Origin of the sequence: Limnobacter olei, from assembly GCF_029087225.1 — a bacterium.
Classification (GTDB): Bacteria; Pseudomonadota; Gammaproteobacteria; order Burkholderiales; family Burkholderiaceae_B; genus Limnobacter; species Limnobacter olei.
Genome location: NZ_JARFJD010000041.1, coordinates 1 through 14,081 on the forward strand (window position 1 = coordinate 1; position 14,081 = coordinate 14,081).

The 14,081-nt window shown below is 47.7% G+C and carries 13 protein-coding genes; 4 read left to right on the top strand and 9 right to left on the bottom strand.

The genetic code is table 11. The features are described from left to right. The 4 genes from PY990_RS15795 to PY990_RS15810 all read right to left on the bottom strand — a co-directional run. On the bottom strand, positions 1-579 hold a 579-nt coding region (locus PY990_RS15795), incomplete at its 3' end, for a hypothetical protein (RefSeq protein ID WP_275272418.1). Then, on the bottom strand, positions 572-1,837 hold the full coding sequence (locus PY990_RS15800; protein ID WP_275272419.1) for a tyrosine-type recombinase/integrase: 1,266 nt from the start codon (positions 1,835-1,837) through the stop codon (positions 572-574). The genes PY990_RS15795 and PY990_RS15800, both read right to left, overlap by 8 nt. Continuing rightward, positions 1,830-2,057, bottom strand: a complete 228-nt coding sequence (locus tag PY990_RS15805) for a hypothetical protein (RefSeq protein WP_008248771.1) — start codon at positions 2,055-2,057, stop codon at positions 1,830-1,832. Before PY990_RS15805 ends, PY990_RS15800 begins: the two co-directional genes overlap by 8 nt. Before the next feature lie 435 nt (positions 2,058-2,492). Continuing rightward, the gene (locus tag PY990_RS15810) at positions 2,493-2,888 is read right to left on the bottom strand and encodes a group I intron-associated PD-(D/E)XK endonuclease (protein WP_275272420.1); all 396 of its coding nucleotides are present in this window, start codon (positions 2,886-2,888) and stop codon (positions 2,493-2,495) included. A gap of 367 nt (positions 2,889-3,255) precedes the next feature. Between PY990_RS15810 and PY990_RS15815 the strand changes: the two genes are divergently transcribed. Then, positions 3,256-3,591, top strand: a complete 336-nt coding sequence (locus tag PY990_RS15815) for a hypothetical protein (protein WP_275272421.1) — start codon at positions 3,256-3,258, stop codon at positions 3,589-3,591. 91 nt (positions 3,592-3,682) lie between these two features. Here PY990_RS15815 and PY990_RS15820 read toward each other — a convergent pair whose 3' ends face one another. From PY990_RS15820 to PY990_RS15835, 4 genes are read right to left on the bottom strand one after another with little or no spacing between them, the layout of a single operon-like run. After that, a complete protein-coding gene (locus PY990_RS15820) occupies positions 3,683-6,883 on the bottom strand; it encodes a type I restriction endonuclease subunit R (RefSeq protein WP_275272422.1) in 3,201 nt (1,066 codons plus the stop codon). Further along, positions 6,880-8,112, bottom strand: a complete 1,233-nt coding sequence (locus PY990_RS15825) for a restriction endonuclease subunit S (protein WP_275272423.1) — start codon at positions 8,110-8,112, stop codon at positions 6,880-6,882. Before PY990_RS15825 ends, PY990_RS15820 begins: the two co-directional genes overlap by 4 nt. An 8-nt stretch (positions 8,113-8,120) precedes the next feature. Next, positions 8,121-9,029: a hypothetical protein gene (locus tag PY990_RS15830; RefSeq protein ID WP_275272424.1), complete on the bottom strand. Its 909-nt coding sequence runs from the start codon at positions 9,027-9,029 to the stop codon at positions 8,121-8,123. Beyond that, entirely contained in the window at positions 9,026-10,594 is a 1,569-nt protein-coding gene (locus PY990_RS15835; protein WP_275272425.1) for a type I restriction-modification system subunit M, read from the bottom strand. The genes PY990_RS15830 and PY990_RS15835 overlap by 4 nt, the downstream gene beginning before the upstream one ends. Positions 10,595-11,221: 627 nt before the next feature. Here PY990_RS15835 and PY990_RS15840 point away from each other — a divergent pair. From PY990_RS15840 to PY990_RS15850, 3 genes are read left to right on the top strand one after another with little or no spacing between them, the layout of a single operon-like run. After that, complete coding sequence (locus PY990_RS15840; protein WP_275272426.1) at positions 11,222-12,133, top strand: restriction endonuclease; 912 nt, start codon at positions 11,222-11,224, stop codon at positions 12,131-12,133. Positions 12,134-12,139: 6 nt separating this feature from the next. Beyond that, complete coding sequence (locus tag PY990_RS15845) at positions 12,140-12,901, top strand: sensor histidine kinase (RefSeq protein ID WP_275272427.1); 762 nt, start codon at positions 12,140-12,142, stop codon at positions 12,899-12,901. Continuing rightward, on the top strand, positions 12,889-13,377 hold the full coding sequence (locus PY990_RS15850; protein ID WP_275272428.1) for a hypothetical protein: 489 nt from the start codon (positions 12,889-12,891) through the stop codon (positions 13,375-13,377). Before PY990_RS15845 ends, PY990_RS15850 begins: the two co-directional genes overlap by 13 nt. A gap of 397 nt (positions 13,378-13,774) precedes the next feature. Here the strand turns inward: PY990_RS15850 and PY990_RS15855 are convergent. Next, positions 13,775-14,081: hypothetical protein (locus tag PY990_RS15855; protein WP_275272429.1), on the bottom strand; the 307-nt coding region annotated here is incomplete at its 5' end.

Here is a 14,081-nt window from a genome sequence, read left to right on the forward strand (position 1 = left end):
CAGTTTGGCCAGAATATGCACGCAGTGGATTAACTGCGATTCCACTGAAATCTCGTCATCTTCTGACGCCATCCGAGAAGGCACCCGTTTCGAATATTTTTCACAGGTTTCGCCGATTAACTGAAGCAAGCCCGCATTAGCGAGAGAGGATACAAAAAGATCCGGTCTTAAATGAATGACTCGTGTGACGACCTCTTTCAACTCTGCTGGGAGATGAGAGTAGGACCAGACCAACACTCCCTTGGTCTTTTGCTGCTCCTTAGTCCTTGCGGGTAAGAAATCAAAAGGATTGTGTTCGATACCGAAGTGGGTTTCATTGAAAATCGCCTCGGTGTCGCACACTTGATCAACGTGTCGTTTCTTGCCCAAAGGGTGAATCAGAACGAATCGTCCCACTTCGATCCTTTTTGCGGGTACCAAGGTGTACACATGAAAATAATGAACGTGCCAAGAATCGTAGATTTCAGTTTGCAAGCAATAGCTAATTTGGCCATCGTGTTCAAACTCACTTATCCATGATCCCGTGACAATCCCTTGCACTGCGGTGGTTGTTTCACCAAAAAAGCTGGACTTACCCATTTTTCACCTCCAGTTGCAAAGCGTTACCCAGTTCACCAATGTTGGTGTTGGTGGCCAGCAGTCGATCAAAAGCCGAGCCATCCAGGCGCGTCAGGTTTGGAACAAATCTGCCGTACACTTTGTAGAGCATCTCGGTTGAGCTGTGCCCCAACTGTCTGGCAATCCAAAGTGGGTTTTCACCTGCGGCAAGCCACAAGGTGGCTGCTGTGTGGCGGGTCACGTACGGGCGTCTGCGTGCAAGCCCAAGGTGGCGAAGTAGGGGATACCACACCCGCTTGGTGACGTTGTTGTGATCCAGAGGTTGGCCCACGCTGTTGCAAAAGACGTAGTCACTCCTCCGAAAAGTCACAAGCCGCTGACGTTTCAAGGCTTGGCACACCACTTCCGAGATTTCAATGTCCCGAATTGAGTCGTAGGTCTTGCCGTCTTCTTCCTCAATACCCGCCACAATGGTTGAGCGGATCAGAATTTGGCGACGTTCCAAATCGACGTACTTCCACTTCAGTCCATCGATTTCGCCCGTGCGCATGCCCGTGAAAAACCGCACGATGTAGTAATTGCGCATGTCTTCACGAACCGTGTTCAGGATCAGGTTCACCTCTTGCAAGGTAAATGGCTCCACATCGGGTTTACGCAAGCGAAGTGACTTGATGTTTTGGTAGGGATTGGTAAAGTGATACCGGTCGGAGGCTTCACTCATGATCTGACTCATCAGAGCCATGATCGCGTTCACGCGCTTGGGAGACATCGTTAAACCTTTACGCCCCGGTGCTTTGGCGAGGACTGAGCGAAAGGTTAAAAGGTCTTCCCGTCGAATGTCTCCGACCCTCGTATTCCCAAACTTGGGCACCAAGTGGGCCTTGAAGATATCTTCCACGGTTCTTTGGTAGCTCTTTCGAAACTGCACGAAGTTTTCATTTCGCCAAATTTCCAAGAACTCCGCGAAAGTGGGCGTCTGTACCGCAGCGGCATTCGCCTGACGGGCTGATTGCACAACTGAGCCATGCTGATGGTCACCAGCTCGTGGATATGCATCAGAGGCCTTTACACGGGGTTCCTTGGCGGGTTTGCCAAAGAACTCAGCGTAGTTGAATTTGCCCCTAGCAATTTCACGCTCAAGTTTGTCTGCAAGCTTACCGAGCTTGGTGCGGTTCTCTGGTGTGTCGGGCAGGGCGGTTTGCTCCCTGTAACGCGCACCATCAAAGTAAAAGTCCAGGTACAGTTTTCCGGTCTGCTTCCGGGTGCGAATACTAGCCATGGAGAACACCTCCGTTGGCCATGGGCACGGAGAATTTTGTACCCTTGCTCAAATCCTCTTCAATGGCTTGCCAGATGAAAAGAATCTTGCGACGCCCAAACGGACGCAGATAATGCACCCCTTCAAGCAACACAGAATCCATGAGTTTTTCACGGATGGTTCGCTCATCGTATTTGAGCCGCCCAGCGAGTTCGGCGGTGGTTAGATACTCTGTACTCATACTTTTCCTCTCTTGAAAAATCCCGCAAAAGATCAGCGGGGTAAATTCAAGTTAGCAAAAGTCTTCATTCGCGCAAGTGCCAAAATCGAAGAAATTTTTAACTTTTTGCAGGTTTCTAACTTGTTGATAGAAAAAGAAACTGCTGAGTTCTAAACGAACACACAACTTTTGACAAAGGGGGGTAGGGGGCTATTTCAGCGTTGGATTGCGCCGTCCAAAGTCATGCATTACAAACCCTGCAACGCAGGACATTGGACATTACCGCAGGGTGATGTCCACTTGCAGTCAGGACAAGGGATTGACGCCCGAATGGGGCGAGACCTTCGCAAACAGGTCAGGCTCGACGCGCAACGCGAAAGCCCAGCCCATCCGGGTAGCTCAAGATTCCTTAAACCCTCAGACAACCCAACTGCGCTCAACAAGAGCCCAGTCCCATCAGATCTTCTGGAACGCCCGGCAGAAGTCAACGTCACTTGCATTAAACCGAACATGACTGGTTCGACTCAAAACCATCTGTGAGTTTTCAAAAGCCCGCACCACATACCCAAATCCCTTGTCATGAACAAAGTAAACGACATAGTCCACTAAAGACCCTTGCCATTTGTTTTGCACCACCTGGTTGCAATCAGGCTTCACCAATGTTTTGACTTGAATGCGGTAAAAGTTAGGGCCGTTCGAAACCACCAAATCAGTCTTGTGACCATGATCCGATTTTGGATAAAAGACCTGCCAACCGCTTTTCAACAGCCAAGAACCGACTTGATCTTCAAAGGAAACATTACGCTGATACTGAAGGGTGCCCTCAGGGGGCAAGATGTGGAGTTTAGGCATTTAAAAGCTCACTGAAATTGCATAATTCAGACCCAAAAAAAGGTCTACCAAAAAGCAATTGCAATGCGCCTTAAAAGTACACACGCCAGCCACGACTTTCGTCTACGAAGTGTTCCAACAAGAATCACTTCAACAAAGGCTTGGGATCAGGTTTGAAAAAACCGCAATTAATCGAAATATTACTGGACAAACCATCCCAACGAAACCCCCAGCAAGAGGGGGTATGTCACGCAAGTAACTCAATTCAGCCTCTCAAGTATCGCTTGCAAGGGGATTTGTATGTCTCTTCTACGGTGCCGTCCTACGTGGCATATGAACTGTCCGACCTAAATCTGACCTTGAGCAGCGTCACAACCGTCGAGATAAATTGCGTCATGGCGGGCAACGTGTTTCGCGCCATTGCTACGGCGTACATCAGCTAATGCAGGCCGGGTCGGTATACGATTTACAAACCGACTACGCGTTAGCGGTAAATTACGCGCATAATACGCGGCTGTTGTTTGATAGTTCGGATTTAGCGCTCACTACTGCGATCTCCGGCACGTTCACGCTGGCGCCCAGACCCGCGATGCAGGATGCAATCACCAAGGACAATACGGCTAGGTCGGGAATGGTTTTCGGGGAGGTTGCGGAGCTTGAAGCAGTGCTCGCCATCGCCGAGAGGTTCGAGCAAATAGTCAATAGCGCTGCTGTAATTGATTGAAATTATGAATCCAATGTTCGATCGAGTTAACTGCGCCAGTTTGCCTGCATACCAGTGTTATAAAACCCACCAGGATATGACCCTAGTAGGCTCATATTCTGCTCCCCTGTGCCCGGGGTGAGCTATAGCCAGGATAGGTGCTGTAGATATGCTGATAAACTCGGTCTGAGCGTTCATTAACCTCTCGATCGGCATAGGCCTTCTGTGGAAGCCATTGTAAATTATCAAAAATGATGGTTTTTACCTGCGCTGCAACTTGCGTACTCTCTCGCCAGCGTTCGACTCTCAGCTTCTCTTCTTTAAGCGTAGAAAGCGTTTTGATCGCAACTTGCTTGACCTCTTCTTCCTCTTTTTTGGAGAGCTCAGGCTTACGAAGCAGGTCAAAGATGGCCAGTGTTTCCTGATCTAATCCTTCAGCAAGGGCGCGGGATTCTTCTTCGGAAAGCTCCTGCATAAAGCCCTGAAGTTCATCGAAGGCCTTCTGCACCGCCTGCAGGTCTTTCCCATTGTTGTAATCATCAATGATTGCTTTGTATTTTTCGTAAAATTCTAGCCGCAGAGGATTCTGCTGCACCATGCTTTCCAGCTTGAGCTCGATAGCTTCCTGGAGGTCGAACACCACCAGATTCTTCTTGTCCGATTTCTGGAAAGCCTGACGCAGTTTGTCGAAGTCGAGCTTGCTCAAATCCACGAAATCATCATCGCTGCCGGATGAGCCTGCCACCGTAATACTCATATCCACTTCCTGTTGGAGGCGGCGGATGACAGCGGTGATGTCAGCTCCTTTGACCTTCTGATTTAGCTGCGCATAGATTGCTTCTATCGCATTATGTTCTTTGACGAAGGGCTTAATCTGCTCTTCGGGGTAAAGGGCTTTGTATTTGCGGAACACGTCTCGTGCTGAGAATTCAAACTCAGTGCGTGTTTTTTCATTTAAACAGACGCAGTTCATGGCTTTTTGGATAAGCCCTAGCTTTTCCATTGGGCTTTTAGCATTGACCAGCCCGTCCAGTTCAAACTCTAAATTCAGCAAACATTGTTTTACAGCTCCAATAGTAGCTGCCAGTTCTACCGCAAGCCCCTCTAGGCGCTCCGCAGGGCTTATCGGGGCTTCGCTATCATCACCGCCGGTATTCTTTCCACCTTTATTCTCGCCCTCACCATAAACGGCATAGGCTTCTTCTAGTTTGCGGTACACATTACCGTAATCAACAATCAGGCCATTCTCTTTTTCGTCGTCATACACCCTGTTTGCACGGGCGATGGTCTGCATTAGCGTGTGGCCTTTGATTGGCTTATCAAGATACACAGTGGAAACGCATGGCGCATCGAAGCCTGTGATCCACATGGCACATACAAAGGCGAGACGGAACGGATTTTCATCATCCTTGAATTCTATTTCTAGATCGCGCTCAACCATTTTCTTGCGGTGCTGCTCAATCTCCAGCCCCATAGCGCGGAATTTGGCTACTTCGTTCTGCTCGCTGCTAACCACCACGCAAACTTCAGTCTCCTCTACGCGCTTTAGGTGGTGGCGAAGCTTTAATTCTTCCTGCTGGTCTTGGCAATGTGCAATGCGCTTTTGCAGTTCGGCTATATACTCTGGCCAATGCTTCATAACCAGGTTATACATCCGCACAGCGGTTGGCTTATCCAGCGCAACGAACATTGCCTTACCCTGATAGCCACGTTCGTTAAAGTGCCATACCAAATCTTTGGCAATTGCATCCAGCCGTGCTTCGGATGTCAGGATGGGGTAATCCCGCGCAAACTCGCGTTGCAGCTTGGCGCGTTGATCGTCGTCGAGCTCTTCGCTTTCTATAATTTCCGCCATGCGTTCATCCAGCTGTGGGTTTTCAATGCCCAGCTTTTCGCCACGGTTCAGGTAGCGCAGCGGCAGCGTAGCTCCATCCTCAATAGCCCGTTTGAAGTCGTACACGGATATGTATTCCCCAAAGATATTCTTGGTGAGCTCCAGTTCTTCCTTGATGATCGGCGTGCCGGTAAAGCCAAGATACGAGGCATTGGGGATGCCGTTGAAGCGCATGTTCTGTGCGAATTTTCCGCCTTGGGTGCGGTGCGCTTCATCCGAAATCACGATGATATTGCTGCGGTCGGTAATCAGCGGATATTCACTTTCCAGTTTAGGGTCGATGGAAAACTTATGAATCAGCGTGAACACATAGCGGTGATTTTCTGACAGTAACCGGCGCAGATCATCACGGCCTTTAGCGCGGATATTTTCTTCTGTCACCGCACCGCAGCCGGTGAAGGTGTCATAAAGCTGATTTTCCAGTTCGGTGCGGTCAACCACGATCAGGAACGTGTAGGAACCGCCGAACTTACGGTGGATTTTCTGGCACAGAAACACCATCGAATAGGACTTGCCCGAACCTTGGGTATGCCAGAATACACCCAGCTTTCCCTTCAGTTCTTCGATATTGCGAGCCTGCGCCACCACTTTATTCACGCCGATGAACTGGTGATTCTTGGCCATGATTTTGACCACATCGCCGCCTTCGCCATCAAACAGCAGGAAGTTCTCGAATAAATCCAGCAGTCGTGCGCGGTCGCATGTGCCGCGCAGCATGGTGTCCAAACTCACCACACCCTCTTCCTCTTCCTCTATGCGTTTCCAATCGAGGAAGAACTTATACGGGCTGGTGACGGTTCCAAGCTTAGCATCGGTGCCATTACTCAGGACGATAAAGCCGTTGCAGTGGAAAATGGCTGGAATGGTGTCTTTATAATCGCGCAGGTTGTCATTGTAGGCAGCAGCAAGGTCGGTGTGGTGCGCTTTCAGTTCAAAGAACACCAGAGGAACGCCATTCACAAATCCCACCACATCCGGGCGGCGGTTATAGAGTTCGCCAACCACCTCAAACTGACGCACGGCGAGGAATTCATTCTCCAGGGGCTTCTCAAAATCGAAAACGCGCAGGCGCTTGGATTCCATTTCGCCCCTGGCATTGCGGAACGACACCTGCACGCCCTTGGTAAGCAGCGCGTGCTTTTCCTTATTGATCTGCCCAAGGGTTTTATCCGCAGCTTTCTCGGTAATCTCGTCGATGGCGTGGTTATAAGCCACGTCCGGCAGGTTGGGGTTTAGCTTCATGAGAGCAGCGCGGAGGTGGCGCTTCAGAATCACTTCCGATTTATCGGTGCGCCCCAGCAGCCCATCATCGCCGAAACTTTCTTTCTTCCAAGCCGTAACAACTTTCCAGCCCAAGGCCTCGAGCACTTCCTGCGTTGCGGCTTCGACCAGCCCATCTTCGGAGTATTCGTAACTCATGCAGCCTCCTTTAGCAGTTGGGCGGGGTCATATTTTTCCACGTCGATCACTCCAGTCATCAGGCGTGGCAGCAAAATGTCGCGTGCCTCGCGCAGGCCAACATTTTGATGGTGCAAAATCTCAATTTGACGGTCTGTAGTTTCTACGATTTCGTTAAAGTCATTCAGTGTGGTTTTTGATGGAACAATCACTTCAATACGATGCATATCGTTTTTGGTTACAGAGCTAAAAATTGCCCCACTGCCCATCATATCTTCTTCAAAGAACTGCTGTTTAAGTAAGCAATATAAGAAGCCTTGAGCATTATCTTTGTGTTTAATAGCGGCAAGTCCGCGCCCTAGGATCATTCTTTCCAATGCTATGTTCAGTCGTCCAACAGGTGCGCGTACACTGAATAAAATATCTCCGCGCTCAGCATAGCGGGATCCGCTCGTGCTCCAGCAGGCGTTTGTAGGGAATCGTTCTCCGTAGTCTTTTACACCTTGATGGAATGGAAGGCCGTTTCCTTCTAAGTTATAAAACTCTGATTTTGGACTTTGCCCCATAGTTAGCGTACAAATTTCACCCAGCCTTTTTTTATACCATCCATCTGGCAGGCCGGTTTCTGGATTTATGGGGGTAGATTCGTGACCAGGGAAACGCATCCGAACAAACCACTCTTCATAAGTAATTTGCGCCATTTCTTCGAGAAGCTTAATCCGCTTCAAGTTATTCTCGATCAAATCATCGTAACGGGATAAGATATCGCCGATTTTCTTTTGTATGGTGATCGGAGGCGCAGGGATTTTGAGGTGCTCCATATCGCTGACAGCCAAATGTGGAACTGTTGCACCGTAAGCAGCGCCCTGAACCCAGCCTTGAATTTGAGGGCTTTGCAACACATAGGCTAAGTAGTTCCAATCTAGTTTTTTAGGGTCTGGCCTGTAAAGAAAAAGGCGTTGGCCCAAGAAATAATTTCCTGCCTTTGCAGTAAAACGTCCGACCTCGCCAGCAGGCGCTTCTCTAGTAAATAACACGTCTCCATACTTGGGCTGGGCTCTGCGAATCCATTTTTTGAAAACATCTTCCTCTACATACCGTACGGATTCAAAATCTATGAAACCACCTTTTACATTGGTAGTTCTTAGCATTTTATATTCAGTGACGTTCTCGGATAGAGGTGCTGTTTTATTTACACAGTCAATTGCTAAAAAGCATAATTCAGAGACTGGTTTTATTTCCCACTTCATGCTGTCCTTTATATCAATCTCAGTTGTTTAGAGGCGGGCTTATGATCCTTCACTTCGATGATATAGCGCTCCTTTTTTAGCCCCTTGGAGCTTCTGAATTGCCTTTCTCGAACCACACAGACCAAGTAATCTCCCTTGGAAAAAGCGATTTCGTTATTAGCAATCTGGTTGAGGAAAGTTGCATCTTCAATCGTTGCACCGAAAGGTTCTCCGCCATCTGTAACACGCCATTTATTGTCTTCTTTAAAGCTAAGACTGATAATCTGTAGAGTCATTGTGCGGGTTTCATCTGCCAGCTGCTCTTCTGTTTCAGCGTAGTCGAAATAAATCACCTCACTCTTGGTGATTTCGAGATCATCCGTTTTAGGGCGTCGCACCTTGATGACGTCAATTCCGTCATTAGATAGGGTTGAAACAGCTTTCTTTGCGTGCTCCCTCACGGCCACACTTTCAGCTATTTGCACGGTGCGCTTATTGGTAACAAAATAGTTATCACCGATATGAATGTGAACATCGCCACCCCGCTGTTCGATCCTATCCGGCTTGCGACCTTTAAGAAATTTGATCAGAGCCAGTAATCCGCCGCCAGTAGCAACCGTTCCGCCAACAATTTTGAAAAGTAAGTCTGCTAGCTCATTTGCTGCGGCGATGCTATCGTTGTGGATCGAGGCAAAATCGAATAATGCTTTCGCATTCTCCATAAGAGATTGGATAAGATTCAGATCAACTTCAAAAGAGCCTTCTGCCGTAGCCTTCACTTTTACGGACATTTGCGCTCTTGTACCGTTAATCTCGCTATTCGCGGCCTGTATCAATTCGCCAATAGCCAGTAACGCTGGCGCTAAATCCCGAACATCAATTTCCCCGTTCTCAACAGCGGGACCATCAAAAACAAGCGTTAATTTTTCCTCGCTCATGCTGCCCCCTTGAGGATTTGCTGCATCAAGACGGTGGCCTCGTTGTTCAGTTTGGCAAGTTCGCTGTGAATTTCGCCAAGGCGTGCGCTGTAATCAAACCCTTCATCCAGCTCGATGCAGTAGCCCACATAGCGCCCCGGTGTGAGGCTCCAGTCGTTTTCTTCCACTTCGGCCACATCCACAATCTTGCACAGGCCTTCGACATCCACATAGCTGCCACTGGGGAAATGCTCTTTGAGCCAACGGTTGCTGGCGAAGGTTTTGCTCACATCTTCGCCGCGATAGGCCTTCACAATGGCGGTCAGGCCTTCCATCTGTTCCGGCGAGAAGTCGCGCAGTGTGGTGTTGATCTGGCGGAAGGTGTTCCGCGCATCAATCATCAGGATTTTGCGTTTGTTCTCTGGCCGCTTGCCACGATCAAGGAACCACAGGTGGCATGGCAGCGAGCGGGTGTAGAAGAAGTTATTGCCAACTGCCACGATGCAATCCACCGCGCCAGTTTCAATTAGACGCTGGCGGATTATCTTCTCACTCCCACCTGCATCGGTGGCAGAAGATGCCATAACAAACCCAGCGCGGCCTTTTTCATTCAGGTAATGGTAGAAATACTGGATCCACAGATAGTTACCATTATCGGCTTTCGGCAGTCCCACTTCACTGAACAGGCGCTTGTCGGTCTTCACGAAGTCTTTGTTCTTATCCACCTTGTTGACGTTGAAAGGTGGGTTGGCCATCACGAAATCACATTTGCCTGCGAGGTCGTGCGGGTCGGAATAGAAGCTGTTGCTCTCGATTATTTTTCCTTCAATGCCGTGAATGGCAAGGTTCATCTTGGCAAGGCGGGTGTTGTTGGATTTTAGCTCCGTGCCATAGACTTTGATGGCTTCGTTCACGGCGCGTTTGCAGTGGTCTTCTACGAAGTGGCCCGTCTGGACGAACATGCCGCCGGAACCGCAGGCAGGGTCGTGGATGATGCCGTGGTCGGGTTCAATAAAATTGACGATCAGCTGCACGAGTGATGGCGGGGTGAAGAACTCGCCGCCTTCCTGTGCGCCTGCGCCGCTCATGGAAAATTTCATTAGGAAGAATTCATAAATCCGCCCGAACACATCACCTTTCAGCTTTTTGACCGAATCCTTGTTGAACACGCGGATCAGTTCGCGCAACAGGTCTGCATCCAGCTCCTGATAGTTTTTCGGCAGAATACCAGCGAGGTCGGCGTAGCTGGCCTCAATCAGGCGCATAGCCTCGTTGACAGCCTCGTTGATGTCTTCGCCTTCGGGCAGGTTGGCCAGATAGCCATATTGCGATTTTTCCGGCAGCATCATGGCACCGGCAGCGAGAAAGTCTGCTTGGGTGGCGGCGCGCTTGCCACGCGGTCCATCGGGCATGGATGCCTCAATTGCGATCTTGGCTTCATCGTATCGGTTTTGCGCGTAGCGCAGTAGGATCAAGCCCAGCACAGGGTCTTTGTATTCTGCAGCGGTCAGCTTGGAATTAGCACGCAAACCATCCGCTGCGCCCCAAAGTTCTGTTTCCAGCTGTTTGATTTGTTCGTTGTTCATGCGCGTTTCCTGCTTCCTGTTTTTTTAATTTACTTTTCGATTTCACTTTTCCTAAAACGCCATGAACCACCAAATTTGGAGCTGGGGATGTCACCCTTTGCCGCGAGGTGATGGGAGGTTTTTAGTTTTAGTATGACGCGGTGTAATATGACATTAATCATAATTATATTCGTTTCTATTACCTCACCCTGTGAGTTTCTGAGTTCAAAAATACAGGAAATCATGGATACGGAGCAAACAACAAGGGGGCGCTGTCGGGGTTGATTGATTGTAAGCAGCCAGCCAAGCAATCATGTTTTATGCCAACTTTTTAATTTAAGAATCAAATCTCTGCCCTAGCCGAGATGCACACCTAGTAGAGCGTCCGTCTGGTTTTCGGCCAACGCGGACGCTTACCAGCTTGGGGTTGGCAATCCGCTATCGACCTCCAAGCGGGCTTTGGTTAATAGTAGGAACTTGTTGTTGTCGCGATTTTCAGAGTAAAAATAGCACCTTTCCTATTGAAATTTTGGCAAATGCGAACCTGCCTTTCAGCCGCTGAAGCGGCTAAAAAGATTGAAATCTTTCTGAAGTGGAATCTACGGATGTATGCTAAGGCGATGAATTGCAAAAATTTTCGGAGGTTTAATGGCGGTTAAGAAGTTGCGCGAACTTGATGATACAGACTTTGAAAATTTGGTCTTTGACTTGATGACCGCCCAAGGGATGTTGAATGTTACTTGGCGCACGCCGGGCGCTGATGGTGGACGCGACATAGAAGGCACTGTTGTGCATAGTGACTTTTCACTAACCCAGACGGAACAAAAATGGTATGTCGAATGTAAAAGGTATGCGGGATCGGTTAACTGGCCAACTATCTACGAGAAAATAGCGTTTGCACATTCAAACTCAGCAGATGTGCTCTTAATGTGTACTTCTTCGAAATTTACCCCGACAGCAATTACTGAAGTTACAAAATGGAATGCTGCCAAGCTCGGCCCGATCATTCGACTCTGGCCGGGACATCAAATTGAGACACTGTTGAATAAACATCAAGACATTGCCTGGAAATATGGAATAGAAAACGCCCCCTTGCCGATAACGGGCTCAACATTGGATTTAACTCTTTCGCTTTCAAAATGCGTCATGAGCCACTGCTCCAAGCTCGAATTTTCTAACGAAAACATTTCTCCCATGCTCCGGGCGGCGCAGTCCATCTCGAATCTTCTCCAAACAAAGATGGAATCGGCTGCGCGAGTGGGCAAGTTTGAATATATTAGTTATCAAACCTATAAATTTGATACTGGATCTGCTGACGTAAAAAGTGATTTGAATGTAATTGATGGGCCTTCGTTCGATGCGTTTATCACCTATCTAACTGCACTGGGCGTGCAAATACTTGGCTTTTTCGACGAAAAGGATTGTTCCTGCAAAATTTTGTGCGGGCAAAAAGTAGAGGATGTTGGCATGAGATACAAGTCAACTTTTGATGGTATGTCGCTTTGGGGGAATTTTGAATACAAATTTGTTGGGTCCGAAATTTTTATCAAGCAGCGTTGAAACAACATGAATAAATCCGAATCTAAAAGTACGCAGATTGGTCAAAAGGATGTGGGCCTTCTCTTCCTAGCAAATTTTGTCCATCAAGTAGTTAACCCAATCAGCGGCGTAATTGGCACCCTTGATAACGTCGTTGACGGAACCTATGATGCTGTGAAGTCAAAACAAGTAATCAATGCAAGTAGAGCGCAGCTTGAGCAATGTGTTTCGTTAATTCGTAATCTTGCATACCTCTCAGATTTTTTCTTTGAGACATCAGAAAGAGATGAGTTGCGAAAGGCTCGGGAAACAGCTGTATCAATTTTGCCTCAAATCATTATCGAATCCATTCAGTTCTTTCAAAGCACAGGCGAGAAGAAGGGTATTAAACTGGAGCTGAAAAATCCATCAGACCAATATAGAATTGCGAACAGACCCGAGTTGTTAAAGCAAATATTTATTAACCTATTTGATAATTGGTTGAAATATGGGGAACGAGATCAAACAGTAACAATCAAGAGCAGGGTTAATGATAAAAAGGAATTGATCATTGAACTTTCTGGTAAAAGTATTGGATTCAGCCATGGAGATTCTGAAAATATTTTCCAGATGGGATTCCGAAGTAAGGAAGCTCACAGCAAAGTGGCTCAAGGTTCGGGTATTGGACTATTCATTTGCCGCAAAATTACTGAGGAAATTCTCCAGGGTACAATATCGGCAACGCATTCGCCCAAAACAGCAATAACAACATTTCGTATTAGTATTCCTGAGAAACTATGGCAACTGTAAATCTACCAAAAGCACTACTCCGTGAAACTATTCTAGTAGTGGATGATGAGCCGGAGCATATTCAATGGCTTTTAGATTATATTGAAGCAAAAGGAATGAAAACGCAGCTTGCTTGTAGCGTTGGTGAAGCAGTTGCATTAGCCGAGAAAAACCAATACCGGGGCTATATAATTGATTTAAATATACCAATCGGAAATTGGACTCCCATATTTAAGAATCCCAGTGATATATATGAAAAGTACAGAGGATTCTTTGTAATTAAGTACGTTAGAACTCAAGGAAATCTTGGTCAGAATGTTATGGCGTACTCTGCACATTACAATGAGCAAATTACCGGTGAGGCAAAGACTTTATATTGTGAATATACGACTAAGGGGCGAGCCAAAGAATTTAAGGCCGAGGTGGAGAAGCTTATTAATACACCTCTTGCGCCGAGCAGGGTAATTAAATCTACACTTACAGGTCAAACAAAGTAGATTTAGTTGCAACAGAGTAAGCTAGGCAGTAGGCAGCTATTTTAAGCAGAACTTATAGACTATTCCCATCTGGCTCCTCCGCCTTCATTTACAAGCTGAGCTTCATTTTGAGGTTGCTTCGAAGCCCTCTGGGCCGACCCAGTCGAGAGGGGGGGCAGGTCTGACCGCAAAATACTTTGTCATCTCCTCATTTTTACACGGGTTTAAATATAGAGTTTTACCGCTTTGGTCAACTGTCCGAAAAGGCCGAAGCTCGGCCGAAGCGAACAAGAGGCTTTTGATCTAGAGGGTCTTCACTGCAGCATAAAGCCGATTGGGAATAACCTTTGTCTAAGGTACGGCTTTAAACCATTCCAGTGAGCGCAGCAAACGATTTAATCCATTTGTTAGGTTCGCCTCAAGGGGACCTGTTGAAGTAGATAACCTCTTCATTTTCTTTCCCGTTACGGCTAATTACAACCGCCAGAACGTCGTCTTTGTTCGCGGGAATCCCCACATGACGCAAGTTGAATAAATTGGAGTTTATCGTGATTAATGCTTGCCATTGGTCTGGACGAGAGTGCTGTATTTGCTCGTAGCCACTAGGGTTATCTGATGGTAAATACTTGTGGACAGCCGCTACTCTAAATTTTCTGCCGAATATCCAAAATGTAGGGTCTATGTGAAGGCTCGTGTTTGTTATAGCGTAAGCCCCCAGCAAACCC